The organism is Pseudomonas fluorescens (assembly GCF_002022275.1).
GTDB lineage: Bacteria > Pseudomonadota > Gammaproteobacteria > Pseudomonadales > Pseudomonadaceae > Aquipseudomonas > Aquipseudomonas fluorescens_AJ.
On sequence record NZ_MSDF01000001.1, the window covers coordinates 89,665 to 115,919 of the forward strand.

Consider the following 26,255-nt stretch of genomic DNA (forward strand, 5'->3'; position numbering starts at 1 on the left):
GCGTCTGGGCATCAAGCCTTGCGTGATTAGACCGGTTGCAACTTATGCGGCAGCAACTGATCGATTTCACTCGCCCACTGTGTCGGCAGGCACGTGAGGACATCTTTCAAATAGGCATACGGATCATGCCCGTTAAGCCGCGCAGACTGGATCAAACTCATGATCGCCGCTGCCCGTTTTCCGCTGCGTAGCGGCCCTGCGAAGAGCCAGTTCTTGCGAGCCCAAGTCGGATCTGGCTCTCGCACCAATTGTTATCAATGGGTACGGCCCCGTCATCGAGGTAGCGCGACAGCGCAGCCCAGCGTTTGAGGCTGTAATCGAGTGCTCTGCTGATAGCCGAACCTTCGGGCACGAGGTCACGCTGGGCGATCATCCAGGCATGCAGCATCTCCATCACCAGCATGGCTTTTTCTTGCCGTATTTGGCGGCGCAAATCCGGCTCCAGGTCGCGGGTTTCAATTTCGATTTCGTACAGTAATTGGATATAACGCAGGGCCTGCTCGGCGAGCACTCTTGTTGGTGGCGTGCAGCTCGAAGAACTTGCGCCGCGCATGTTTGGGGTAGACAGCTACACGCCGCTGTACTCGCTGAGGCGTGATCAGGTCAGCTGCTTTGAGGATGTTGTAGATCGTCGTTTTGGACAGCGGATCCTGATCCGGAAAACGCTTTAGCAAGTCATTCTAGATTTTCTTGGGCCCTGGAGTTGTTTGTCCAATAGATCGAAGCTCGACAATTGCCTGCCTAACAGCGACAGGCACCACATAGCTCTGGTTATGCCGACAACGGCTGCGCCCCTTAAGCCTGCTAGCGCCTTCGGTTTCGTAACGCTCGACCCATTTATAACCAGTCTTTAGACTGATTTCGTAGTCGCGGCATAGCTTGCTAAAGGTTTGTTTGTCTGCCAGATAGGCAGCGATGAACATCACTTTGAGGTCCATAGGTTTCAGCTTTCTCCAGGTCATGGCCTGATCCTCGCAAAATCGACCTTGCCAGTTAAAAACTGTTACCTATTTGCGTGAACTGATTTTTAACCCATGTGGGTGAGTCATACCCGCATTCGCTTCTTGACCGCCAGACGCAGCATTTGAATTACCATCGATTTAATTGCCGAAAACGACGTGATACAGTAGGCCCAGGCCTAAGCATAGTGGGTTTCTTTTCGCCCGGCGCGAGTATCTGCATTAGCGTTTAGTCAGTGGTGATCATTGGAAATATCTGAGCTCTTCATCTGATTACTTGCATTTCTTACAATGCCTTGATGAGCCTTTTGACATTTTGCAGATGGTCTATGGCGCGCATCATACTATAAAGCGACTCGCCATCAGGCAAATTTTGCAAGTCAACACGCAAACTAGAATAGTGCTGAGTTTTCGGCGGCATGTAGCATAAGCTTTGACTTTCATACACGAGCGTATTACGAACCATTGGATGATTTTTACAAAAGCCATCAAGCTCCTCTGCTTTTGCCTCCTGACGATTAATGATAAGCAGGTCAAAAGCCTGCTTACCATAACGTGTAACTGCCACAAACTCTTCAAACGAATTCATAGGCGCAATACGATAGCAACCTAGTTTATTTAAAATTTTTTCGACGTAAAGACGACGAGCATGTTGTTGATCAACAATAAGTATTCGTGTGGACTTATTTATCATCGTAGACTCCTTTCAGTGGACGATTCAATGCAGAGTTGCCGTAGGCAATAGGACACCCAAGAATGTTCAGCTAACGATTGGAAATGTGTCGGCCAGCTGTGTACGCTTTTCCAACCAGTCCAGCGTTTGTGCCGCAGGCATGGGCTTCGCGCACAAATAGCCTTGCCCATTACTGCATCCAAGATCAACTAGAACTCGACGTTGCACCTCGGTCTCAACGCCCTCTACAACCACCGACATGCCCAGAGTTCGCCCCAGAGCCAAGGTGCTGCTGACAACTGCGCGACAACGAGGTTCGTACTCAAGTCCACGGGTGAATAGAGAATCAAGCTTTATCTCATTGAACGGCAATTGGCAGAGGCGTTGGAGGGCCGAGAAGCCTGCACCAAAATCATCAATCGACAGTCCACAACCCATAATGCGCAGGCAAACTAAACTCTCTAGAGTAGTAGGAGATATCTCAAGCAAATCAGTTTCCGTAAGTTCAAAGGTCAGGCCCGAGCCAGGCATACTACGATCTTTCAAAATACGCATAACACGCGAAATTAACTCTTCGTGCGTCAATAATTCGGTTTCCAAATTGAACGCTAGGCTTATTGCATGACCACGCTCCCATGCTTGCTTTTGAAGACTTAGACCTAGCTGAAGCTGGGAATATAGTAATTCCTTCATTAGCCCGAGACGCTTGAGTACAGGGATGAATATGGATGGCGGAAGAATTCCTTTCACTGGGTGATGCCAACGAGCTAAAACCTCAAAACTGCTCACATGCCCTGTTACCAGATTAAATTTTGGTTGAAAATAAGGTACCACTTGATTCTGCAAGAGCGCGACTCGCATATCTTCATCGCTAGCCAGCTCGACAGAAGAGGCTGGTAAAAGCGCATACGAAGTTTTTTTCATGTAATCGTGCAGCATTTGCTCCAATGCTGCCGACTGAAGAGGATAACTAATATCTCCTAAAAACCTCAAGCCTTGCAACGATGTGATCTGACGCATTACCCCCCGTAGATCGCCTTGTAACGAACCACTGATAATCACCGAATTCGCTAACCCTGCCTGCCCAACATCCTTAATAAACTTTAGACTTTTCATACTTAAGTCAAACATTGCCACATCCACTCTCCCTTTTTCCTGTAATATTTTCCACGCCTCCTGGCCGTCAGAGGCGCCAAGAACCTCATGGCATCCGAGTTGAAACAATTGAGTTACGGCGATAGTGCGTTGAAAAGCGTTACTTGCAATCACCAATATACGCAGAGGAAAGGGTTTGGGCATGGTAGTGGATAACTCAAAATGTAGAGGAAAAATCAATTTCCCGGGTTTCATAGCTAACTTTCATGAGATAAGTTTGCATTAACGCAAGGGATGCTCGTTAAAAACTGAACTTTTCGACGCACGACAATTTGCATCTAGCAATGCGCTTGTCCTTGACAAAACATTGCTTCAGACCAGCAACCTAAAAAACAACGATACCGCCCGCCTCTACATAATTCACCGCAGATAGTTAGTTTATGGCACAAACTTCGATTTCAATACCGGCGCAAAACTCCAAACTAATAAAGTATGGGTAGCTAGTATGCCGCTGCCAGTCTGAGTGAATGACGCTCTACGAACGATTGAATGTTTAAAGCTAATTATTCGACCAGGTTCTTAATGCAGAGTTTGTCGAAACGGCGTTTTTTATCAACTCAGGTGCAAGATAGGCGGTATCAAGCAAATATATCTTGCCCAAGAGCTTACCTTCACCATACCAAGGCGTCCGATTCATGCTCAGGTTCAGCCCGTCGTAGCCATACTCAAAAAGATAACCGCTGTTGCTGCGGAACTTGAAGTCACTGTCGGAATACTCAAGCAGTGTGAAGTCCGTACCCTGACCGCTGGCGTAGAGTTCCTTGACCCGCTGCAGATAAGCCGGAGCTATTGCGGCAAAAAGACTTTGAGCATTCTGGTTGTATTGCTCCAGCGTCAGACCGAGGGATTTTTCCAGTTCCGTGGCGATCAGCGCAAAAAGTTCAGCGTCAGCTTTGGCAACGGCCAGTTGCACGTCTAGAAAACGATTGAGTTTTTGTGGATCAACAACGAGTGCTGTGGTTTTTATAGTCCCGGCCGCTTCGGCTTTGGCTTCTACCATAAACTCGCTGGTTTTCGGCAAGGTCATGACGGAAGTCGCTATATAGGCGGCACAGGCGGTCACTCTTTGGGGCCGGTCCGGATTTACCAGCAGTGAAAGCGGGTGACCTTGTTGTGGGATGTTGTTGAGCTCAATGCCTTGTTGACGCAGCGTCTGACTAACCTGTTCCTGTGAGCTTTCGCCACGGGCCAGTTCACAGACCTGGCGCATCATCAGATCATTCCGCTGTCCTGCTACGGTCGGCACCAGGGCCATTACCGCCCCCTGAATGATTGGCAGTGCAGGCAACGCCACGCTGTGTGAGACGATGTTGTCAGCCCGGTGGTGGGACATATCATCACAGCCAGCCAGAAGGATCAGCGGCAGAATCCAGCTTGGAATCTTGAATAAGGACATGCTCTTGTCTCGGGTGAGTACGTGTAAAACCAGGCTGCACGGGTACAGCCTGGTTGTCAGGTCTAAACAATGTTCGCGATGGCTCGAATGCTTCAGTTACCTACCACTGATAGCCCATACCGACACCAATCCCCGCGTCCCCTTGCGTATTGGTAGTGGCTTGCAGCTTGCTGACCCAGCGACCGTTATCGGAGATTCTCGATACGCCAAACGAAAGCGCCGATTGCCCGCGATAGTTGGCTGCTGCGATTGACGTCATACTGGCTCCAGGAGAGTAGGGCTGTGGCAGGCTTGCCATGGCCATGGCACCGGCGATGCCCGCGCTCAAGGTGTCGTCCTGCTTCTTCAGGTCGCGCTTGAGTTCGGAGTAACGCTGGTCAGTGTAGGCGTTAACGTCGTTGGTGATGTTCGAAACGCTTTTATTGAGCTGATCGAAGTTCACCGCGTCAGTGCCTTGGGTCGCGGCCGCTACATTGGTGATCTGCCGTTCGCTGCCCACGACGCCCACCGAGACGCTGTTATCACGACTCGCCACCGAGTTGGCCCCCAGCGCCGTGCTGTGGCTCCCCGTGGCGCTGGCACCGTTACCCATGGCCACCGAATTAGCTCCGGAAGCCTTTGCATTGGTGCCGACTGCTGCGCTGTTGTTGCCGGAAGCCACCGAGCCTGCACCACCGGCCACAGCATTGGTACCTGTAGCGGAGGGTTTGGCTTCGGTGCTGGTGTTGTTTACTTGGAACATGCCGTCGGTGCCATTCTGCACCTTGGAAACATTGCCTTCGATCTGGGTGACACGGTTGTCCACGGCCGTAATGCTGCCAGTGATGTTGCTGATGTTGTTGTTGACGGTGCTCAGTGAGTTATCGGTGTACTGCTTGGACTCGGCCACCGCGCCATCGAGCTGGCGTACGTTGACTGCATCAGTGGCCTGGCGGCCATCGGCAACGTTGCTGATCGTGCGGGTCTGGCCCGTGGCGGCATTGCCCACCGAAACAGTGCCCACGCTGGCGTTGCTGGCGTTGGAGTATTTGCCGGTGTAGTTCTCGGCACCGCGGCCATTGTCGCTTGAGCCTTGACCCACGGCTACGCTGCCATTGGCACTCGCCGTGGCGCCATTGCCCACCGCCACAGCTCCTGCGCCGGTTGCTTGCGCACCGTTGCCGGAGGCCACCGAGCCTGTGCCCGAAGCCTGCGCGCCGTTGCCCGAGGCTACCGCGCCATTCCCGGAGGCACTGGCGTTGCCGCCGATCGCCACCGAGTCCGCGCCGCTGGCCACCGAGTCAGCCTGGGTAGAGTTGGCGTGGAAGTACTTCACGCCGCCACCGTTGGTGATGTTGTTGATATTGCCCTCAATGGTGGTAACGCGCCCGCCGAGGTTGGTGATGCTGGTGGTGTTTTGCGCCACCTGGTCACCCACCGCCGTCAGTTGCTCTACGTTCACTGCATCGTTCGGCGCCGAGCCGGCAGCTACGCCAGTGATCTTGCGATTACCCGACGCGGTGCCAATGCCCAATTCGCCGACCGAAGTCTGCGGCGCGGTCAGGCCATAAGCGGTGTAGCCGCTCTGGGCGCCGACCGTAGTGACCGAATTGGAACCCAGCGCGATGCTGGTGGCTTGACTGGCCACCGCACCGGCGCCGAGTGCCAGGGACTGCACGCCCTGAGCCTGGGCATCGACGCCGATAGCAATACCGGAAGTCGCCAACACTTTGCTATTGCGACCTACTGCAATACCGTCCGGCGCCGCCTGGTCAACGGTGGCCTGGTTACCGATGCCGATACCGTTGTCACCACTGACCACGGTACCGCCGCCTACGGCGACGGCTTCCAGACCTACCGCCTGGGAGTCCGCGCTGGTCGAATTGGCGTGGAAGTACTTGATGCCCGCACCGTTGGTGATGTTGGTGATGTCGCCCTCAATGGTGGTCACTCGGCCGCCGAGGTTGGTGATGCTGGTGGTGTTCTGTGTCACCCGGTCTCCGACGGAGGTCAGTTGTGCCACGTTTACCGCATCGTTCGGTGCCGAGCCGCCAGCCACGCCAGTGATCTTGCGATCACCCAGCGCGGTCCCAATCCCCAATTCGCCGACCGAAGTCTGCGGCGCGGTCAGGCCATAAGCGGTGTAGCCATTCTGGGCACCGACCGTGGTGACCGAGCTTGAACCCAGCGCAATGCTGGTGGCCTGACTGGCCACGGCACCGGCGCCGAGTGCCAGCGATTGCTCACCCTGGGCCTCCGCCTGGGTGCCGATGGCAATGCCGGAGGCCAGCAGGACCTGGGTATTGCGACCAATCGCGATACCGCCAGCGGCAGCCTGCCCGACGGTGGCCTGGTTGCCGATACCGATACCGTTATCACCATTGACTACGGTGGCCGGGCCGACGGCAATCGACTCTTGCCCTACGGACAGGGAGTCTTGTGGATTGGTCGAGTTGGCGTGGAAGTACATGGTACCGGTAGCGCTGATCGAGCCAATCGCACCGGTCAGTTGACGCAACGTCACGGCATCCTGGGAGCTGGTACCGTCCGCCACGTTGGTGAGTTGGCGGTACTGGCCGGTTTTACCCAGTGACACGGCACCCAGTAAGGTCGCGTCGGAGGTGTCGTAGCGAATGGCACCATTGCCCACTGGAATCAAACCGGTTGAGGGTGCGATGGCACGGTCCGAGACCGAGCCTTGGCCCAGCGCCACACCGCCCAGCACTTGCACGCTGCTCAGGTTACCCAAGGCAACGCCGCCCGTCGTCGTTGCCACTGCCCCGGCGCCTGCGGCGAAGGATTGCGCGCCACCCGCTACCGATTGCGGACCAATGGCTACGCTGTCGACGCCCGTCGCGGAGCTATCAGCCAAGGTCGAATTGGAATGGAAATACTTGATTCCCGTACCGTTGTTGACGATGTTGTTGACCGAGGTGCCCAGACCGTCGACGGCAGTATTCGTCGCAAACAACTGGCTGCCGTTAACCGCATCGGTGCTGGTACCTGTGACTCGGCCTGCCGCCACATTGGTAATCTGACGTTCATTGCCCGCCGATCCCAAGCTCAACACGCCAATCGGCGCAGCGCCAGCATAGGTGTAGGCCGTACCGTTGACCGTACCACCTGCGTTGGCGTTAGCTGCGGCAGTGATGGCGCCACTGCCCAAGGCCACCGAGTTGGCGGTTCCCGCCGCGGAACCATTGCCCAGGGCCATGGCGTTGCTCGCTGTAGCACTAGCAGCCGGACCGACAGCCACGCTGTCGACGCCCGTCGCGGAGCTATCAGCCAAGGTCGAATTGGAATGGAAATACTTGATTCCCGTACCGTTGTTGACGATGTTGTTGACCGAGGTGCCCAGACCGTCGACGGCAGTATTCGTCGCAAACAACTGGCTGCCGTTAACCGCATCGGTGCTGGTACCTGTGACTCGGCCTGCCGCCACATTGGTAATCTGACGTTCGCTGCCTGCATTGCCGATGCTTAGCACACCACCTGCAGCTGGAGTGGCGCCGGCAAAGTTGTAGGTTGTGCCGCTGATATTAGCGCTGGCCGTCGGATTAGCAGCGCCCACGGTTGAGTTATTGCCCAACACAACAGCACCGTCAAGATCTGCAGCAATACTGATGTTATTGCCTAAAGTCAATGCATTGTTGGCATTGATGTTGTTGTTGTTGCCCAGCGAGTAAGACGCTGTACCCATGATCGATGTTGGGTCGCCAATGGCTCCCGAATTTGCCCCGCTAACGGTATTCCCGCGACCGATGCTAATGGCATTGGTAGCAGACGCGATTGATCCATTACCAATGGCGATAGAGCTGGACTGGCTCGCTGACGCGCTATTACCTATCGCCGTGCTGCTGGCACCCGATGCAGAAGCATTGTTTCCCAGCGCAACTGCATTGATTTGCGTGGCGCTAGCTCGTGCTCCTAACGCTGTTGCAGAGCTGGCCCCGGTACCGCTCTGAGCGCCAATTGCTATCGAATCAGTACCAGTTGCTTGTGCACCCCTAACGCTATTGCTTCCGATCGCGACAGAGCCTGTACCTGAAGCCGTTGTGGAGTTGGCGACGGACAGAGCTGTCGCTCCATTACCACCGGCTCCGCCAATTGCAACAGAGTTCAATGCCGTTGCGTTGCTGCCAAAGCCCAATGCAGTAGAACCAATACCCGTTGCGATTGTCTCAAGGCCAAAGGCGCTACCCCATTGGGCCACACTACTATTAAAACCAAAGGCCGAACCGCCTCGGCCACTCACAGTGGATAACGCACCGTATGCGGTGGCAGCACCTACGGAGCTACCGTTAACGTTGCATCCCGCAAGTGTCGAATATGTTCCACCGTCACCGGTGGGCCCTGCTGTGGTTGGACCGGTAGTAATTCGGCCAGCCGTAACGTTGTTCGGTAATGAGGCACAAGTTGAGTCTGTACTAATTATGCTAGCCCAAACAGGCTGACCACTGCCTAGCGCCATAGCGATACTTGTTGCAAACCAAAGACCAGCCTTTTTAACGCTGCATGACTTCCCTGAAGAAGATGCTAGTTCGGACGCAACTACCCAACTACAGCGGCTAACGCACCAAACGATACGATAAAACCTATTCATATACCCATCCTTTTGACGCACGGCAGTGGACAACCGAAAAATCGAAATCCACACCAAAGTCAAAAACCAATGAAAAACCTAAAAGATGAACCTCCGTGACCGGAAACTCAAAAAAAAGCGCATAATTAAATAATATGACTTACACCTTTAACATTTTATTTTACTACTCGCCTTGATTAAAAACATCACTTCACGCCCACAACTTTCCACACCCGGAATATATAGTTATGCTAACTAACTAACTAACCAAGCAAGTAATCGGTGCAATCGGCATAACCCTTGAGCATGCGCCGGGCCTCGGCCAGGGATAACACTCCTTCCCAGCGCAGTTTGAGTTTGTAGTTCAGGCCGCCACGGATCAGGTGCAGGTGCGAGTCGTTGAGGCCGGCCATGACGGTGCGGCCCTTAAGGTCGATGACCAGGGTGCCACTGCCCCGCAGGGCCACGGCTTCGCCGTCGGTGCCCACTGAAACAAAGCGTCACTGGTGGATGGCGACTGCCGTGGCGCGCGGATGCTCACGGTCAATGGTATGAAATTGACCATTAAATAAAATCAGATCAGCGTTCATCAAATCCTCTTGAAAGTCGCAACTGCCCGTTTAACCACCGCAGTGGTTGTATTGGGCCTTAAGATCAAGTTCCGCAATGAGGAGGGATCGTTTTGCTTATCGAACAAAACATCGATAGGTGCCGCGTTCCGTGCCAATGCGCCCCCCCCTTGCTAACCAATTACTACCGCACAATGGAGGTCCAGTGCCTGAAGCAAACCGTAGCTCGACTTTCCTCCCGCGGGGCCACTAAACTTCATCTGCGCATAGAACCGCAGCTCAATAAGCTGCGGTTCCGGTGTAAACAGACAGCTGCGAAAGGCAGACTACGCACACAACGATCAAAGCTTCACAGCGCGGGCCTCAGACTTTAAACGCGACATAAACCACATACACTGCCTAGCCAAGTGATTGCTCCCTACTGGATCCGCTCTTCTTCCTCACTCCCTCGAGTAGTGTAGCGACGCTGCACAGCGAAACCACACTGGTCCAACACATAGGCTAGAGCTGCATACTAACGGGGATGGTGCTGCAGGTTCGACACAGTCAACAAATCGTCCATGGGTAATGACGCCCAAATCGTGTCCGTCATCCTCTCCAATGATTGATATGGGCGTTAGTGCGAGTGCGCGGCAGCCGTTCCATTGAATCAACGGCGCGCCAATTGCCTGCCGACTGACAAAGTGGCTACGGCCCATTTTGATCGACACATCGACAAAATCTGTAAAGAGACCTTCGAACCACCTTAGGCTCAAGGTACCGTCTTCATGGAACAACCCGTCTAACTGCGCCCAATCGTTCATGTCCCGGTACTACCAACCGTGCATCAAAGCGCCGATGGCTGATTCGTCCTCGAGTCGTTGCAGACGTTGCTCATGTTCAAGTGTCATGGCGTCACTCCTTTTCAGGCAGGCGCACCGCCGCCGATCAACAAGTGCTGCCCGCTGATATAATTCGCAAGATCTCCTGCTAAATACTCAGCGGCATTCGCCCTGTCATCAGGCTACCCATACGCCCCATAGGATTGCTGGATGAAATGAAATTTTTCACTTCTCCCCACGCGCCGCTGCTGTTAAGAGACGCAAGTGTAGAGATAACTCGTCAAGACCGAAATGCCCGAACACAACAAACTCTTGCCTAATCTTCTAGCTGGGTGACGCTATGCGATCGCTATGGAGACTTATCATGTCAGATCTCGACCTTTTACGAATATCGCTCTTACGCCAGTTCGAAGACAAAGGCATCAAGAGTCCGTTTTGCACCCAGTTAGAGGGTGTAATCCTGCTCAAGGCCAAGGCTGAGCGGCACCCTACATACATCGTTCACAAGCCCGCCTTGTGCATTGTGGTACAAGGTGCGAAATGGACCACATTTGGCGATCGGCGTCTTGAATATCAAGCTGGTCAGGCAATGGTTGTGAGCGTTGAGATGCCCGGCGGCATCCAGGTGGTCGAGTGCGACGATTTGCCTTATCTGGGCATGGTGGTTGAGTTTGATCTGGCGATCATACGCGAAGTCTACGAGGCTCTCGCCACGGAGCCCCAGCTCGGGGCGCCCAAGCAGCCGGGCGCGTTTGTGATTGACCTGAATGCGCAGCTGATCAACTGTGCCATGCGCATATTGGAATTGCTCGATCGTCCACAAGCGGCGTCGATCCTTTACCCCGTGGTAATGCGAGAACTGTGTTACTGGCTGCTTTCAAGCCCTCATGGAGAGGCATTGGCTAGTCGAGTAGTAGGGCATGATCTAAACCGCAAGGTCATACAAGCGATTCGTATGCTCAGGGAGTGTTTCAACAAGAGTGTGCGCCTTGATGAGCTGGCCGAAATCGCCGGCCTGAGCTCCTAGGCCTTTCACCGGCATTTTAAGATACTGACCGACATGACCCCCCTCGATTTCCAGAAGAAGATCCGCATGGTCGAGGCCCGCCGCCTGATGATCGCCGAGGATATGTCTGCGGAAACCGCGGCTTTTGAGGTGGGCTATGCCAGTGCGTCACAATTCAGTCGCGAGTACGCACGCATGTTCGGCGCACCGCCCCGGCGTGATATCGAGAGACTGCGGCGTAGCACGGACACGAAGGCAAGAGAGATAGAAGTCTATTAAGCGTCGGATTAATCGTCTCCGTCATAGGTAGCCGCTACGCGTTTACCGCAGCGCAGCGATCCGCGAACAGCCAGCTTAACTATCCACGCGCCCACATGCCGACCCGAATACAGCCGCGACCTTTCCGTTGATATCTACAAATCCCCCCCTCTGAATAGAGGGTGGGGTAAACGAAGACTTAGAGAAACATCCCTCCAGAAGCCTCGATACGCTGGGCATTGACCCAGCGGCTGTCCTCCGATAGCAGCGAAGCAACCAGCGGACCGATATCATCGGGCAACCCTGGACGGCCCAGCGCTGTGACGCTTGAGACAAACTTGTTGGCTTCGGGGTTATCGCGAACGGCGCCGCCGCTGAAGTCGGTCTGGATTGCCCCCGGCGCGACAGAGTTTACCGTAATACGGCGCGGGCCCAGTTCCTTGGCCTGGTAGCGGGTCAATACTTCAATGGCGCCTTTCAAGGCGGCGTAAGGACCACTGTCCGGCACACAGAAACGCGTCAGACCGGTGGAAATATTGATGATCCGACCGCCGTCATTGATATGAGGAAGCAGTTGCTGAGTCAGGAAGAAAACACCCTTAAAGTTCACCTCATACAGTTGATCAAGTTCCGCCTCAGTGGTGTTTTCGAGTGCCTTATGATGAGAGATACCCGCGTTGTTGACTAGATAGTCCAGGCGTTCTGCACCGAGCATCGTCAATGCCTTTCGCACGCTTTCTACAAAACTCGCAAGAGCGCTTATTTTTCCTGTATCGAGTTGCAAGGCGATGGCCGTTGAACCGGCCTCTCGAACCGCAGCGACGACCTTTTCCGCCTCTGCCTCATTTGAGTTGTAAGTAAAAATACTTTGTACATTCCGACGTGCCAAAGCAAGAACAGTGCTGCGTCCGAGACCGCGACTACCACCGGTGACAAGTGCAATTTTAGGCGTGGATTGAGTGGTCACTTCCTTTCTCCCTATGCGGATGGTGAGTCAACACTATAGACGTCATCCGGGGGGGGGGCGCGTGCCTGAACTAAATTTCGTACTGGTCCAGCTCGCCCCCTCACACTTAATCGAGCTCAGTCAGTGTTCCCAGTCTTGTAGATTTGACCCGCGACCAGCGACCCACGACGCTTGATCAGGTTCTCGACGGTCACGAAAACGAAACCTTTCTCGGAGAGATTGCGGATAGTCATTTCTGTCGCCTCTACAGAGCGCTGAGAGGTATCGTGCAGAAAGACAATATCGCCATCTTGCGCCCCTGCGATAATACGGTCACTGATGACCGAAGCTGTGGAAAAGAAGTTCGAGTCGTCAGGATTTTTATTCCACAAAATTATCGCAAGGCCATTAGCGCGTGCCGCGTCCACGACATTGTCATTATGAACGCCATAGGGCGGCCGGAACACTTCAGGCACCTTACCGGTGGCCTTGAGCATGAGGGCATTAACGGTAGTGATTTCAGATCGCACCTTTTCAGCTTCAAGGTCGGTCAGCCGCGAATGGGTCAGTGTGTGATTACCGATCGTGTGACCTTCAGCCATCATGCGCCGCAAGATGGGTGCATTGCCCACAATGGCGCTGCCCAGAACGAAGAACGTTGCTTTGGCGTCGTATTTTTTCAGCACATCGAGCAGTGCCGGGGTAGCTGGTGCTTGAGGTCCGTCATCAAACGTCAAAGCGATGTACTTTTTATCGATAGCGCTCGGTTTACTAATGTTTGATTGGTCTTGAGAATGAGCGGTTGCGCTGAGCAACAATATAATGCCCATACTAAGAGCGTTAATTATTTTCATAACTTCATTCTCGTATGACCGCGCGTTTTTCGGGCGGGGAATTAAGGATGGACGCTGGCGAGGATCACCAGCGGCACTTTGTATCTAATTACTTTCGAAAAAATACGTCAATTAAAGAGTAGACTGCAATTTTGTGCACGTAAAAGGTACGCATCTTCGCTTGAAATCCATATTTGCGCGAAGAATCAGAGTTTCAGCTTTAGGGTCGAGCAAGTGAAAATAGGGCTCCTCGCTCAGTCCGTAATGGTACTGTTCTTCCGTATGCAGTCAAGCAAGCAGTGAGGAAAAGAGTTACAGGTTGTCACCGCGCGGTGATTTAACCACGAAGTAGCAGCCAGTCGACGGATCCAATTCGCGCCTTAATAAATCCCTAATTACCCTAATACTTTCTTAAAAAATGCCCGCCATAATCGACGGTAGAGCTCAAGTGTCGTAATGACGTTGCTGGGTCGATAGGGTCCTCCGTGCACATCGTTCTTGATTCGGCCATCAGTCACGCTGAACTCAGCAACCCTTACAGTACTTTTACTGAATGTAGGATATAACATGACTAAAGAGCTTGAGTTTTCAAAAAAATACAATCGAAATCATGCTGAACGATACTTAGCCAAACATCAGGCAGGCTTAAGTCGACGCGTGTCTAACTGGCGCGAAAATCAGATTGCTAGGCAGGCATTGGAATTCGCAGATGAACCGCATACTGTACTGGATCTGCCCTGCGGTACTGGCCGATTTTGGCCGATGCTCATGGAAAATAAAAACCGAATTATTTTCGCCGCAGATAACTCCGAAGATATGTTGGCGGTCGCAAAAGAAGCACAGTCGCACCGAATAGGAAAAAACATACAAATATTTAAAACCTCAGCGTTTGACATCTCTCTCCCAAATGATTTCGTGGACAGCATTTTTTGCATGCGATTGCTTCATCACATAGGGGGGCAAAAAGATCGACAAAAAATTCTTCAAGAATTTTATCGTGTTTCTCGTGATAGCGTCATTATATCTCTATGGGTCGATGGCAATATCAAGGCATATCGACGAAAGCGAGTGGAGTTGCGCAGAAAAACAAGCGCCTATCAAAATCGCTTTGTGATTTCAGTTAATTTAATTGAAAGCGAATTTAAAGCTGCTGGTTTCGAGATCCAAAACTATATCGATTTTTTACCATTTATTCATATGTGGCGAATTTACATCCTAAGGAAGCCGCAAAATAAATACGAGTGACGGCCGATATGATTTAAGGTGACGAGATGTTAGACCTGAGACGCGGGCATTCCTAGAGCATCGTTTAGAAATCATAAACAAAAAAGGCAGGAACTATCATGGTCGATATGGGAATGTTTTATAAGCTAGCGTTCGGCTTATTGCGAAAGGTGTCAGACTTTTGGGACCGACTGATCGCTCGTAGAGCTCTTTTACTGGCTGATGAGCCAAGAACCGTACTAGATTCACCTTGCGGTGATGGCCGGTTCTGGTCATTGCTGGCAGAAAAAAGCGATCGAAGGATAATTGCAGCAGATGAATCTCCCAATAAGTTGGTAACCGCTTGGAATATCAACACTTCGAAGGTGATCAAACGAGTGCGCTTGCTGCGCACTTCAGCTTTTACCATAGACCTTTCGGGTGAATCGGTAGACTGCATTTTCTCGATGCGGCCGTTTCGGCTCGTCGGTGAAAGCTCTGCTCGCCTAAATTTATTGCGAGAGTTTCATCGAATTACGCGTGACTGTTTGATTATCTCAATTGAGGTCGAGCGCAACCCTCATTTATGTTCGAATCAGCAATCACCACCGGAGCAAGAAAAAAATGGAGACCATCGGATTTTGACGCCTCCAGCGGAAATAGAATCTGAGTTCCGACTTGCAGGCTTTATAATACAACAATATATCGTGAGACTACCGCGACTTGACTTGCAGCGGATTTATATTTTAAGGAAACATAAGATCCACCTGCACCTTAATTGACTGGAGGTATCATGAGTCATCGAAAACTAAAACTTTCTGTACTTTTCGTTATCATACTAATGGCTCTGTGTTTTTATGCGGTATTTATTTTTTCTATATCCGCCACTTACAACAAATTGAGGCAGCGCCTTAACAGGCTGCTATTTATAAAGCGCTAGTTCAACGCACCGCTTTGCTGCGCCCCTACCCATAAACTCTTATATACAAAAACATCATGCAAATGACCGGCGCCCCTCCCCTTTGCATATGAGAAACTATATTAGACTGGACGTTATTGTAATTTTTGTCGGTTCGCAGATGTTGGTCTATCACCATACATGGTTCACAATATAATTCACCTTCAGGAACAGGACTGATATGGATTTCGGCGGAGCTATTTTGGGATATGCGATACTGATCAGTGAGTCAACATCCAATACGATCGCAGCAGATGTTAGATGATTCAATATGGACCTTATAGTTCATACAGTAGTGGAAATACCACCCCCAGTGCTGGCGCCCTTCAGCGACTATGCTCGCAAGCCATTTCCTACAGCGGAGCTTTAGGCAAGCGGTGGTCGATCAGTTGATATAGCGCGCTGTCTGCCGGCCAGTTGCGCATGAAACGCGCACGATCCTTGGCAAAGGCTGGCGTGAAGCTGGCAAGGGAACGGTGCTGACACATCGCGTCTAGATCGATCACCGACCAGCGACCCTCATCCCAGAGCAGATTATGCCCCTTGAAATCACCATGGCTGATATGCCCGCGGATCAACTCGGCGAACAGGTAGTCCAGCGCCAGCAATTCGTTTTCCGGCACGTCACCGCACTTAACATAGGGCGCAAAGCGCTCAATGATGTCCGGACCTGGCAAAAACTCGGCAATCAGATAGGCGCGACCGCGCAGACCAAAGAAACGCTTTTCTAACACCGCCAGCGGCTTGGGAGTGGCGATGCCAAGAAAAGTCAGGCGATTACCTTCGCGCCAAGAATGCCAAGCGCGACTAGGGCGCCAGAAGCGTTTGAGCCAATGGGCGAAGCCCTTGATGTTGTAGCGCTTGATAATCACTGACCGGCCTGCCACCTCAACCTTAGCAACCGTTGCCGTGCCGCCATTCTTATACAGATCGCCCTGATCAAGCAGCGCATCGACTTGTTTCAACACCGGCAACATCGCGGACTCATCCTCGCGACGAATCGCACGCAAATCAAAAGCCCCACGAACCACGCTGAAGAGCGTGGATTCGCGGCCGACCTTGTTCAGAAATTCTTTCGTGCGCAAGGCGCTGACCTTGCGGATCTGCTTCCCCAAGCCTTCCAGTGGTAGCTTGTACTCTCCGTTGCTCAGCAAGTAGTGCCTCAGCAATTCTTCGGTAAACGGTTCGAGATATTTTGGCAATTGGGCGAAAAATATCGCGAGGTTTTCTAGCACTCGTTTTAATGACAGCGGCTTGCCTACCTGTTCGACTCTGATTCCGGCACCGTTGGTAAAATACAGCTTTCCGCCGTGACGCAGCAGGCTGCACAAGCAAGGGTCTTCCTGCCACAGGCCCTTGGCGTGCATCTGTGCAATCGCACCGAGCGCTTCGGCGAGTATTGCGTTTTGCTCATTCGCGAGCGGCAGCAAGGCCTCGAAGGCTTGCCAGGCATTAGCCAGGCTGCTTGCGCCTTCCATATACTCGAACAACAGCCAGCCACCCTCGCCTTCCTGCAACCCATTCCCCAACAACAGCGGCGTGGCCAGGCCTTGCCCGACGAGCACACGTACATCGTTGAGTTCACGCTTGAAATGTCGCGCTGCCTTGTTGCCTACCAGCAGCTTGGCAAAGACCGTACGCCCGCGCCACACGGCGGTGCCGACATAGCGCTGGCCCGGCAATACTCGCAACAAGCTCAACAGTTTCAAGGTGCCGGGGCCGGCAGCGTCGGCCAGTTCGATGCTCAGGGGCAGGCTCGGCGTGCGGCCAGCATCGTTCAGTTCGGACAAGCGCACTAGCAGTTCTCCTTGTGACTTCGCCGAGCCATTATGCATAGTGCTGGCGTAACAGGATCCTGGGGACCACTATGAAACGTCAGCTCAATGTGTTTTTGATTGACTGCGCCCAGTTTTATAGAGCCTGGTTGCTCCTGTGAATAAGCCGTTGTGCTGCTCAACAGCAGAGAGCCAACAATAAAAGTGTTAATTACTTTCATGTTTTCATTACTCGGTTGACTATTTTTTGATGGGATTGGACGTCAATGAAGAGAGCAGACACAGACCGCCTACGCCACGTTTCGACTGAACGCTTTCGTAAATTCGAGTTGAAATGTCAGCTTCGGCTTCCACGGGAAAAAGTACTTACATCGTCTGACGCATAAGTAACTAGACCAGGCCAAATTTTCCAACACAAACCTACCAAACCATCCCCAGTCCTATGCATAGATTCCTCACACTAGTTGGCGCGCGGACCGGCGAGCGCAGTATCAAGGCATTGGCTATCAGAATTCCATCAATAAATCGAAAGCTAAAATAGTTACAAATGGTCATTCAATTCGTCTTGGCGTTGCGCAAGAGCCAGCTTTCGCTGGCATCATCCTGCAACAGAGTTCTGCCCTCCTCAAGAGGCTCAGTGCGGTATCCATCACAGATTCAGACAGACCCGTGAAAACCTTGCCGTGAGCGACTTGGCCACCAGGTTGCTCCATAAGTCGCCCACTGGTGTGCAATTCGATTTGGCCCGGTAGGGGGCAAACAACTCTGCCATACTTTTAACCTTCAGGGTCCTGATTTCGACACAACTTGTCGCGAAATATTACGAAAAGCTTTTTTGGTACAAATTGATAATAAATAGTTTGAAACCCGCTGGATTGGGGGCTATCGCATGTAAGCAGAATAATCGAGACTCTGCATCTATCCGGCACGCACTTTTAATGGCATATGGAGTTTCTGATGGAATCTTCCCCGCACATCATTGTTGTTGATGATCACCGTGATATCCGCGATCTGGTGGGCAAGTACCTTGGGCAACACGGGTACCGGATCAGCACGGCCGAAAACTCCTCGTCACTACGTCGACTAATGGACCACAGCGCGCCGGACCTCATCATTCTCGATGTCATGATGCCCGGTGAAGATGGGCTGACCGTCTGCCGCCAACTGCGTAGCCGCACAAACATCCCGATTATCTTTCTTACCGCGATGACCGAGGAGCTTGACCGCATCATCGGCTTGGAATTGGGCGCAGACGATTACATGTCCAAGCCTTTCAACCCTCGGGAGTTACTGGCGCGGATTAAAGCCGTGCTGCGGAGGTTTCACAGCCTACCGCCTCAACGCGGGTTGTCCAATTCGAAGGTGCTTCGTTTCGATCATTGGGTTCTTAACGTAGGACGCCGGGAATTGGTCGGCATTGACGGCGTCGCCATCCCGTTAAGCACGGCGGAGTTCCGACTGTTGAATGTGTTTCTTGATCACTCGGACCTAGTGCTCAGTCGCGACCAACTACTGGACCTAACCGTCGGTCGCAAGTTTGAATATTTTGACCGGAGCATTGATAACCAAGTCAGCCGCTTGCGGAAGAAAATCGAAATCGATCCCAGAAACCCCATGCTTATAAAGACACATTGGGGCGGCGGCTACAGCTTCACTGCCCAGATAGAGCGAGCATGATGCGCATCTGGCAACGCAGCCTCGCTGCGCGATTCATTTTGTTGTTACTGTTGGCGCTCGTATTGTCCCAGGGTGCCGGCTTCATAATCTCATGGGACGAGCGTGGTCAAGCCCTTCGTAGTGCAGCAAAAAGCGAATTTTTCAGCCGTACCGCCTCGCTGACACTTCTACTGGAGAGCACGCCGTCAACACTTCACAACGACATCCTGAAGGTGAGCGGGACCAACTACAGTCGGTTCTGGATCTCGCCCTCCCCACCTCAAGACGTCCCGTCATGGTGGAGTGATGCTCGTACGCAACTGGTCAAGCCATTACCCAACCGAACAACAGAGTTGGACGACGCTGAGAATGACGCGCCTGCACAGTTCATATCTACACCGCCGAAGACGATCAAGAAGGAATCGGCCTGGACTGACCTTCCCTACACCAGCGGGTCATTTCCCCGGCCTGCACGTTATCTGTCTCTGGAGACAATGAACGGATCAGGCCTGACGATACAACTGAGCAATGACCAATGGCTGAACGCCGTGTATGCCAAACCTATGCGCAACTCACCGCTGACTCTGCAGTCATTGTTTTCTCTGCTGATCACCGCGATCGCGTTGTCGGTGATAGCTATTATCGTCACCCGCAGCATTACACGTCCGATGCGGCATCTGGCGGCGGCGGCCGAGCTGCTAGGTCGCGGCGAGTCAGTACCGAATTTGCCGGAGTCAGGCCCCGACGACATTCGTCAAATGGTCGAGGCTTTCAACCGCATGCAGGCTCGAATCCAGAAATTCAACGACGACCGGACCCTAATGCTGGCTGCCATTGGACACGATCTACGCACGCCTATCACTTCGTTACGCTTGCGTGCGGAGTTTGTCACCGATCCTGACATTCAGGAGAAAATGCTAGGGGCCATCGAAGAGATTCGCAGCATGACCGAAGCTGCAATCGCTTATGCCCGTGAGGAAGCCACAGTGGAGGCGACACGCGCTACCGACCTTTCGGCGTTAGTTGAAAGTCTCTGCGATGACCTCGCGGAGCTGGGTATGCGGGTCAGCTACATAGAGGGATCGAAGATCATCTACCGCTGCCGTCCCGATGCGTTACGCAGGGCGTTGCGCAACGTCATCGAAAATGCCGTCAGGTACGGTGAGCAGGCTCGGGTCAACATTCATCACACCGTGGAAGGGATTGACATTATGGTCGAGGATGACGGACCTGGAATTCCCGACAACGCTCAAGAACGAGTGTTTGCCCCATTTTTTAGACTAGAGGACTCTCGCAGTCGCGACACTGGAGGTATCGGATTGGGCTTGTCCATCGCGCGGGCGATCGTTCGGCACCATGGTGGCGATGTCAGCCTGAACAATCTGGAAGTGGGTCTGCGCGTTCGAATCAGTCTGCCGGTTACACGTTAACTCGTAACTCTTCCTCTTCGTCTGACACTTTGCGACAAATATCCCTCCTCTTGGCAAAGTTTCCATACAGGTACTGGTTAACCTCTAAAACACAGAAGCGTGCGCGCAGGTTTGCAGTGTTTGCGTTGCTCAATGCCGTTTTTTATGTGAGGTCGAGTAAAGACGGCTTCGCAGATTTATCCGCCATCTGGAAGCTGTTCAACATGTGGTGAACGGTGGTGCCGCTGATGGAGGTCAAAGCCTATATCTAAACGGTGCAACGATCGCGATTGCCTATAGCGACTTTTCATCTACATCGTCCTCAGAGAAGTCGGTCGCCACTCGCAGAGCCGCTGTATTCACCATGAGCTTTTAAACCTTCAGGGGAGTTGCCGTCATGTTGCAATCGAAGTCCACAACCCTTCTCAGCATTTCGCTGACACTTGCAAGCTTGTTGATCGTGGCTGGGACTGCTGGGTGGCTTTTGTCGCGCGAGCCTGTGCCTGTCGCGTCCGCCGTCACTCCTTCAGTACCCGTCAGTGCGATAGAGGTGCAATACCGCGACGTTCCCGTGCTTATCCACGCTATAGGCAACGTGCGCTCGCTGCACAGTGTCGAAATTCGTTCCCAAGTCGACGGTTTGTTGCTCGAGTTGCCGGTCAAAGAGGGGCAACTTGTCAAGCGAGGTGATCTACTGGCACGTGTAGATGATCGCGCCATCGTTGCCACGTTGGAACAAGCCAAGGCTCAAAAGGCCGTTGCTCAGGCCCAATTAGCTTCAGCGAGCCTTGACCTCAAGCGCTACCAGGCCCTGGCCACGACACAGGCTATTTCAACGCAAACCCTCGACCAGCAGCAAGCATTGGTCACTCAGTTGCGCGCGACGGTTCAAAGCCAACAAGCGACTGTCGCCGCTAGCCAAGTCCAACTGTCCTATACCCGAATCCTGTCCCCAACCGATGGTAGGGTCGGTATCCGCAACTTCCATGAAGGCAGCTATGTCCGATCCAGCGACATATTACCGTTGTTCACCGTTGTTCAGTTAGACCCAATCAGCATCGAAGCGGCCTTTCCCCAGGCACTTCTGCCCAAGTTGCGCGCACTGGTCGCAGGCTCAGGGCAATCGCCAGTGATCCTGCGCGCGTATTCGGGTGACGGCGGTGCACTTTTGAGTGAGGGTCGTCTTAACCTGATCGATAATCGGATTTCCAATGATACTGGAACAGTTCGGATCAAAGGCGATTTTGCCAACGCCCAAGGACAGCTATGGCCGGATCAATCGGTGGTGGTCAGCGTCCAGGCTGCCACGTTGAACGAAGCGCTCGTGGTGCCACAAAGAGCACTGCGACAAGGAGCGCAAAATACCTTCGTCTGGCGAATTAGAGACGGCAAGGCCTCCCCTCAATCGGTACAGGTCACCTACGCCGACGCCGATATCGCGGTGGTCAAAGGAATTGAAATTGGTGATCAGATAGTTGACGACGGCTACTCACGACTGAGTCCGGGGGCTCAAGTACGAATTCTAAATGCCAAGGATTTTGCTCGCTCGTCTGTCGCCAACGGGGACCTTTTATAATGGCCGGGCGTAATATCTACACTTGGTGCATGGATCATCCCATCGGCACCATTCTGCTGAGTTTTGCTCTAGTGCTACTCGGCGTGCTCGCGTACCCTCGCCTGTCCATCGCACCGCTGCCGGAAGCCGACTTTCCGACGATCCAGATCACCGCGTCATTACCCGGAGCCAGCGCGCAGACCATGGCGTCTTCCGTGGCAACGCCCCTGGAAGTCGAACTGAGTTCAATACCCGGTATTACAGAGATGACTTCGGCCAGTTCTTTGAACATGTTGACGCTGACGCTGCAGTTCACGCTGGATAAAAACATTGATGCCGCCGCCCAGGAAGTTCAGGCGGCGATCAATACCGCGTCGGCGCGTTTGCCTAGCGATATGCCGAGTCTGCCAGTATGGCGCAAGGTCAATCCAGCCGACAGCCCGATCCTGATCCTCAGCGCCCACTCAGCCAACCTTTCGCTGATTGAGGTCAGTGACTTGGCTAACACTGTACTCGCGCGCCAGCTCAGTCAAATCGATGGGGTCGGCCTAATCAATGTGGTGGGCGAACGCCGCCCGGCAATCCGTATCCAGGCCCGTCCGGAGGTCCTTGCGGCAGCCGGTGTCACGCTTGCGGACATTCGCACCGCCGTGCAAAGTGCAAGCGTCAACCTCCCCAAAGGCGCGCTGTTCGGCGGACACCGAGTATCCTATCTGGAGGTCAACGATCAACTTTTCGAACCGCAGGAATATGACGACGTAATTGTGACCTACCGCAACGGCTCGGCCGTTCGAATAAAGGACCTAGCCCAGGTCACGCTGGGTTCCGAAAACGACTACACCCAAAGCTGGCCCAATGGCGAAGCCGGTGTGGTATTGGTAATACGGCGACAGCCAGGGGCAAACATTGTCGCCACCGCTGATCGAATTCAGGCAGCACTTCCCCATCTGAAGGCTTCCTTGCCAGCAGATATGGCGGTCGAAGTGCTGAATGATCGGACACGCACCATTCGCTCCTCCTTACATGAAGTGGAGTTGACGTTAGGCATCGCGATTATTCTAGTCATCGGCGTAATGGCCCTGTTCCTGCGCCAGTGGTCGGCCACGCTCATCGTCACCACAGTACTGGGTGTTTCTCTGGTTTCGACATGTGCTGTGATGTACCTCGCGGGATTCAGCCTGAATAACCTGACACTTGTGGCGATCGTCATCGCGGTTGGCTTTATCGTGGATGACGCCATTGTGGTAATCGAAAACATCCACCGTCACCTGGAACTGGGCGAGGACAAACGTACAGCGGCACTCAAAGGCATCAGTGAAATTGGCTTTACTGTGGTGTCCATCAGCGTCTCGCTGATTGCCGCGTTTATTCCCTTGCTTTTTATGGGGGGCGTGATCGGACGACTGTTCCGGGAGTTTGCCCTGACCGCTGCGGCCGCTATTGTGATTTCGATGGTGGTCTGCCTGACCCTGGCCCCAACGCTGGCCTCACTCTTCATGAAAGCGCCCGGCCATCAGGGTGAGTCAGGCAAGCATTTTTCCGATCGATTGCTCAAAATCTATGATCGCTCATTGACCTGGGCACTCGGACACCAGCGAATCATGCTATGCGTGTTCTTCGGCACAGTGGCCCTAAGCGTGGCCAGTTTCACCATGATCCCCAAAGGATTTTTCCCGTTACAAGACACAGCCTTCATACAGGGGTTCACCAAGGCATCCGCCGATATTTCTTATGAGGAAATGGTCGAGAAACACAAGCGATTGGAAGCAATATTCAGCAAAGATCCCGCGGTTATCAGCTATAACCACGCCATCGGTGGTAGCACCTCCGACGCTATCGGCAACGGTCGAGTCTGGCTAGTATTGAACGACCCCGGTGACCGTGACGCGACCGTAAGCCAAGTCATCGACCGACTACGTCCGCAACTGGCTGAGGTGCCCGGTATCCAGGTATTCCTGCGCGCCGTTCAGGATATCAACTTGAGTGCAGGCCAACCTCGGGCCCAGTATCAATATGTGCTCCGTGCGCAGAGCAGTACAGAGCTGGCTACCTGGGCCACCTCTCTAACTGATCGGTTGCAAGCTAATTCGCTATTCCAAGACGTATCCCATGACCTGCAACTGGATGCCAATATTACCCGTATCACCCTGGATCGCGACGAGGCGGCGCGCTATGGCTTCACGGCTCTGCACCTAGACAATGCCCTTTACGATGCGTTCGGCCAGCGCCAGATCTCGGAGTACCAGACCGAGGTCAATCAATATCAGGTTGTGCTCGAGCTGAGCACGGCACAACGTGGGAATGTTGAAAGCCTGAGCTACTTCCATCTACGTTCACCGCTAACCGGTGAGATGGTTCCGCTCCTCACCTTTGCGCGGATTGAACAGCCCGCTAGCGGCCCGGTGGTGATCAACCACAATGGCATGCTGCCGGCCGCGAACCTCTCCTTCAACCTCGCGCCCGGCGTGGCACTCGGTCAGGCCGTCACGGCGCTTCAGAATATAGAACGCGAGATCAACATGCCGGCCTCTGTGAGTGGCACATTCCAGGGCACCGCCCAGGCGTTTCAATCTTCACTGGCCAGCCAGCCATTTTTGATCTTGGCCGCGTTAGTGGCGGTCTACATTATCCTTGGCGTGCTTTATGAAAGCTTGGTGCATCCGCTGACGATTCTCTCCACATTGCCCTCGGCGGGTATCGGCGCGATTCTGTTGTTGTGGGTTTGGCAACTAGACTTTTCGATCATGGCATTGATCGGCCTGATCCTGCTGATCGGTATCGTCAAAAAAAATGGCATTTTGCTGATCGACTTCGCCATTCACGCCCAACGCGAGCACAATCTCTCTGCCCGTGACGCCATCCATAAGGCCTGCCTGGCAAGGTTCCGCCCCATTCTGATGACCACCCTTGCCGCACTGCTCGGTGCCGTCCCGTTGATGATGGCATTCGGCACAGGAGCAGAACTGCGGGAACCGCTTGGGGTGGCCATCGTGGGCGGCTTGATGCTCAGCCAGGTGTTATCACTATTAACCACGCCAGTGGTGTTCCTGGCGCTCGATAACCTGTTTCACCGAAAAAAAGGTCAACCTGTCGCCGCTCTGGAGCCCGACGCATGATGAAAAGACTGTCACTCGTGTCACTGGCCCTGTTGCCTGTTCTCTTAGGTTGCAGCAGCCCTGCACAGGACACATCTTCGTTGCCGGCTCCCAAAGCGAAACCCCAAGAGCGAGTGTCAACCCTTTCTACCTTGGCGACACGTTGGTGGGAGGGGTTCAATGATCCTGCGCTCAATGGCCTCATGGAGTCAGCACTACGCAATAACTTGGACTTGACCACGGCCATCGAAAGGGTTCGCGAGGTACGGGCCCAGCGTCGTCTGGCCTCGGCCCAGCGCTACCCCAACATTGGACTGGCGGCGAACTATGATCGCTCGCGCACGGCGTTGAACGGCACCAGCGAAGATTACCTCTATGGACTGGATTTGAGCTGGGAGCTGGACCTGTTCGGTCGCCTCAAAGCTCTTCGTAACGAAGCCGATGCGCAGTTGAAGGCCAGTCAACAGGATTATCTGAGCCTGCGGATCAGCGTGATGGCCGAAGTCGCCACCAATTATCTTCAATACAGACAAGCCTTACGGGTGGAACAAATCGCGACCGAGGCCAGCAATACGCAGATGCAAACAGCGGAGGTCACCCGGGCGCGACTGGAGCAGGGTACGGTCAACCGCCTGGATCTGGAACGCATTGAGTCTCAGGTAGCGATCACTCAGGCTGAAGTGCCGGTAGCCCGACAACAGGCAGAAACTGCTCGCTACAACCTGGCCTACCTATTGGCCAGTGACCAGTCTGGTGTCGATCGATTGCTTGGAGCGCGAGGTATGGCAGCAATGCCGTCGCCGACCTTGATTTCACTGTCCTCGGTACCGGTGGAAGTGCTCCGTGAACGCCCGGACGTTCGTGCTACCGAACAACGACTGCAAGCGGCGGGGGAATTCTTGACGGCCGAAAAAGCTGCGCGGTATCCGCAATTGACGCTGGGACTGTTGTCAGGCTTCGAGCAAGGGACCAGCGCTCCGACCTGGGCGCTTAGTAGCCAACTGGTTATGCCGCTGTTTGATTTCGGCCGTACCAGTTCACGCATCGAGGCTGGCGATGCGCGCCGCGAACAAGCCAGGCTCGCCTACAAGTCGAGCCTGCTCCAGGCGTTGCGAGAGGTTCATACCGCGTTCCTGTCATACAATCAAGGCATTGAACGCCAGGGCAATCTCGACAACGCTACCGCCTCAGCAGTTCGAGCCGTCGACTTGGCAAAACAGCAATATGCAGCAGGCACAGTGTCGATGCTGGAAGTACTGGATGCAGAGCGCAGCCTTTTCGATGTGCAGCGCAGTCAGGTGCAGGCAAAAACAGACGTCGCACTTCGTTGGGTGGAAATCAACCGGACGCTGGGAATTGCACCTCCGGACACTACCGTTGAAATGTTATAGAAAGATAAAGCGAACAGGTAATTTATGCGCTCAGCG

Annotated in this window: 15 protein-coding genes and 5 pseudogenes; 9 read left to right on the forward strand and 11 right to left on the reverse strand. The window is 53.5% G+C overall.

Annotated elements, in window-relative coordinates; all coding sequences use genetic code 11:
• Window positions 1-26: 26 nt before the first annotated feature.
• The 8 genes and pseudogenes from BFW87_RS00450 to BFW87_RS00475 form a co-directional block, all read right to left on the reverse strand.
• Window positions 27-554, reverse strand: a pseudogene (locus BFW87_RS00450) (IS66 family transposase); the annotation flags it as partial.
• Window positions 555-962, reverse strand: a pseudogene (locus tag BFW87_RS31935) (helix-turn-helix domain-containing protein); the annotation flags it as partial.
• Between the two features lie 283 nt (window positions 963-1,245).
• A complete protein-coding gene (locus BFW87_RS00455; protein WP_078738051.1) occupies window positions 1,246-1,653 on the reverse strand; it encodes a hypothetical protein in 408 nt (135 codons plus the stop codon).
• A gap of 66 nt (window positions 1,654-1,719) precedes the next feature.
• Window positions 1,720-2,982 carry an EAL domain-containing response regulator gene (locus tag BFW87_RS00460; RefSeq protein WP_254865837.1) on the reverse strand — a complete coding sequence of 421 codons (1,263 nt, stop codon included), beginning with the start codon at window positions 2,980-2,982 and terminating at the stop codon, window positions 1,720-1,722.
• 304 nt (window positions 2,983-3,286) lie between these two features.
• Entirely contained in the window at window positions 3,287-4,183 is an 897-nt protein-coding gene (locus BFW87_RS00465; protein ID WP_078738052.1) for a hypothetical protein, read from the reverse strand.
• Window positions 4,184-4,283: 100 nt separating this feature from the next.
• Complete coding sequence (locus BFW87_RS00470; RefSeq protein ID WP_254865838.1) at window positions 4,284-7,862, reverse strand: YadA family autotransporter adhesin; 3,579 nt, start codon at window positions 7,860-7,862, stop codon at window positions 4,284-4,286.
• A gap of 102 nt (window positions 7,863-7,964) precedes the next feature.
• Window positions 7,965-8,765 (reverse strand): annotated as a pseudogene (locus tag BFW87_RS32490) (ESPR-type extended signal peptide-containing protein); the annotation flags it as partial.
• Between the two features lie 260 nt (window positions 8,766-9,025).
• Window positions 9,026-9,334, reverse strand: a pseudogene (locus BFW87_RS00475) (amidohydrolase family protein); the annotation flags it as partial.
• 1,164 nt (window positions 9,335-10,498) lie between these two features.
• Here BFW87_RS00475 and BFW87_RS00480 point away from each other — a divergent pair.
• A complete protein-coding gene (locus BFW87_RS00480; RefSeq protein WP_217699398.1) occupies window positions 10,499-11,161 on the forward strand; it encodes an AraC family transcriptional regulator in 663 nt (220 codons plus the stop codon).
• Between the two features lie 15 nt (window positions 11,162-11,176).
• Window positions 11,177-11,419 (forward strand): annotated as a pseudogene (locus BFW87_RS32130) (helix-turn-helix domain-containing protein); the annotation flags it as partial.
• Window positions 11,420-11,597: 178 nt separating this feature from the next.
• Here BFW87_RS32130 and BFW87_RS00485 read toward each other — a convergent pair.
• Both BFW87_RS00485 and BFW87_RS00490 read right to left on the reverse strand, forming a co-directional pair.
• The gene (locus tag BFW87_RS00485) at window positions 11,598-12,365 is read right to left on the reverse strand and encodes an SDR family oxidoreductase (protein WP_078738054.1); all 768 of its coding nucleotides are present in this window, start codon (window positions 12,363-12,365) and stop codon (window positions 11,598-11,600) included.
• A 116-nt stretch (window positions 12,366-12,481) separates the two neighbouring features.
• Window positions 12,482-13,198, reverse strand: coding sequence for a polysaccharide deacetylase family protein (locus BFW87_RS00490; RefSeq protein ID WP_078738055.1), 717 nt, complete (start codon window positions 13,196-13,198; stop codon window positions 12,482-12,484).
• A gap of 546 nt (window positions 13,199-13,744) precedes the next feature.
• Here BFW87_RS00490 and BFW87_RS00495 point away from each other — a divergent pair.
• Together BFW87_RS00495 and BFW87_RS00500 are read left to right on the forward strand one after the other, a co-directional pair.
• Window positions 13,745-14,422: a class I SAM-dependent methyltransferase gene (locus BFW87_RS00495; protein WP_078738056.1), complete on the forward strand. Its 678-nt coding sequence runs from the start codon at window positions 13,745-13,747 to the stop codon at window positions 14,420-14,422.
• A 98-nt stretch (window positions 14,423-14,520) separates the two neighbouring features.
• Window positions 14,521-15,162, forward strand: coding sequence for a class I SAM-dependent methyltransferase (locus tag BFW87_RS00500; protein WP_078738057.1), 642 nt, complete (start codon window positions 14,521-14,523; stop codon window positions 15,160-15,162).
• A 529-nt stretch (window positions 15,163-15,691) separates the two neighbouring features.
• Here BFW87_RS00500 and BFW87_RS00505 read toward each other — a convergent pair.
• Window positions 15,692-17,134 (reverse strand): lipopolysaccharide kinase InaA family protein, encoded by a 1,443-nt coding sequence (locus BFW87_RS00505; protein WP_078738058.1) that lies wholly within the window; start codon window positions 17,132-17,134, stop codon window positions 15,692-15,694.
• Between the two features lie 936 nt (window positions 17,135-18,070).
• On the opposite strand from BFW87_RS00505, the gene BFW87_RS00510 reads away from it, so the two are divergent.
• The 5 genes from BFW87_RS00510 to BFW87_RS00530 all read left to right on the forward strand — a co-directional run bounded on the left by BFW87_RS00510 (window position 18,071) and on the right by BFW87_RS00530 (window position 26,219).
• Window positions 18,071-18,790, forward strand: a complete 720-nt coding sequence (locus BFW87_RS00510; protein WP_078738059.1) for a response regulator — start codon at window positions 18,071-18,073, stop codon at window positions 18,788-18,790.
• A complete protein-coding gene (locus BFW87_RS00515; protein WP_176159690.1) occupies window positions 18,787-20,199 on the forward strand; it encodes an ATP-binding protein in 1,413 nt (470 codons plus the stop codon). The genes BFW87_RS00510 and BFW87_RS00515 overlap by 4 nt, the downstream gene beginning before the upstream one ends.
• Before the next feature lie 376 nt (window positions 20,200-20,575).
• The gene (locus tag BFW87_RS00520) at window positions 20,576-21,754 is read left to right on the forward strand and encodes an efflux RND transporter periplasmic adaptor subunit (protein WP_078738060.1); all 1,179 of its coding nucleotides are present in this window, start codon (window positions 20,576-20,578) and stop codon (window positions 21,752-21,754) included.
• Window positions 21,754-24,849: an efflux RND transporter permease subunit gene (locus tag BFW87_RS00525; protein ID WP_078738061.1), complete on the forward strand. Its 3,096-nt coding sequence runs from the start codon at window positions 21,754-21,756 to the stop codon at window positions 24,847-24,849. Before BFW87_RS00520 ends, BFW87_RS00525 begins: the two co-directional genes overlap by 1 nt.
• Complete coding sequence (locus BFW87_RS00530) at window positions 24,846-26,219, forward strand: efflux transporter outer membrane subunit (RefSeq protein ID WP_078738062.1); 1,374 nt, start codon at window positions 24,846-24,848, stop codon at window positions 26,217-26,219. The genes BFW87_RS00525 and BFW87_RS00530 overlap by 4 nt, the downstream gene beginning before the upstream one ends.
• Window positions 26,220-26,255 lie beyond the last annotated feature (36 nt).

Excerpts from the sequence above, each read along its gene's own strand:
- BFW87_RS00455 (WP_078738051.1), bottom strand. The coding sequence starts at position 1,653 with ATGATAAATAAGTCCACACGAATACTTATTGTTGATCAACAACATGCT.
- BFW87_RS00460 (WP_254865837.1), bottom strand. The coding sequence starts at position 2,982 with ATGAAACCCGGGAAATTGATTTTTCCTCTACATTTTGAGTTATCCACT.
- BFW87_RS00465 (WP_078738052.1), bottom strand. The coding sequence starts at position 4,183 with ATGTCCTTATTCAAGATTCCAAGCTGGATTCTGCCGCTGATCCTTCTG.
- BFW87_RS00470 (WP_254865838.1), bottom strand. The coding sequence starts at position 7,862 with ATGGGTACAGCGTCTTACTCGCTGGGCAACAACAACAACATCAATGCC.
- BFW87_RS00480 (WP_217699398.1), top strand. The coding sequence starts at position 10,499 with ATGTCAGATCTCGACCTTTTACGAATATCGCTCTTACGCCAGTTCGAA.
- BFW87_RS00490 (WP_078738055.1), bottom strand. The coding sequence starts at position 13,198 with ATGAAAATAATTAACGCTCTTAGTATGGGCATTATATTGTTGCTCAGC.
- BFW87_RS00495 (WP_078738056.1), top strand. The coding sequence starts at position 13,745 with ATGACTAAAGAGCTTGAGTTTTCAAAAAAATACAATCGAAATCATGCT.
- BFW87_RS00500 (WP_078738057.1), top strand. The coding sequence starts at position 14,521 with ATGGTCGATATGGGAATGTTTTATAAGCTAGCGTTCGGCTTATTGCGA.
- BFW87_RS00510 (WP_078738059.1), top strand. The coding sequence starts at position 18,071 with ATGGAATCTTCCCCGCACATCATTGTTGTTGATGATCACCGTGATATC.
- BFW87_RS00515 (WP_176159690.1), top strand. The coding sequence starts at position 18,787 with ATGATGCGCATCTGGCAACGCAGCCTCGCTGCGCGATTCATTTTGTTG.
- BFW87_RS00520 (WP_078738060.1), top strand. The coding sequence starts at position 20,576 with ATGTTGCAATCGAAGTCCACAACCCTTCTCAGCATTTCGCTGACACTT.
- BFW87_RS00525 (WP_078738061.1), top strand. The coding sequence starts at position 21,754 with ATGGCCGGGCGTAATATCTACACTTGGTGCATGGATCATCCCATCGGC.
- BFW87_RS00530 (WP_078738062.1), top strand. The coding sequence starts at position 24,846 with ATGATGAAAAGACTGTCACTCGTGTCACTGGCCCTGTTGCCTGTTCTC.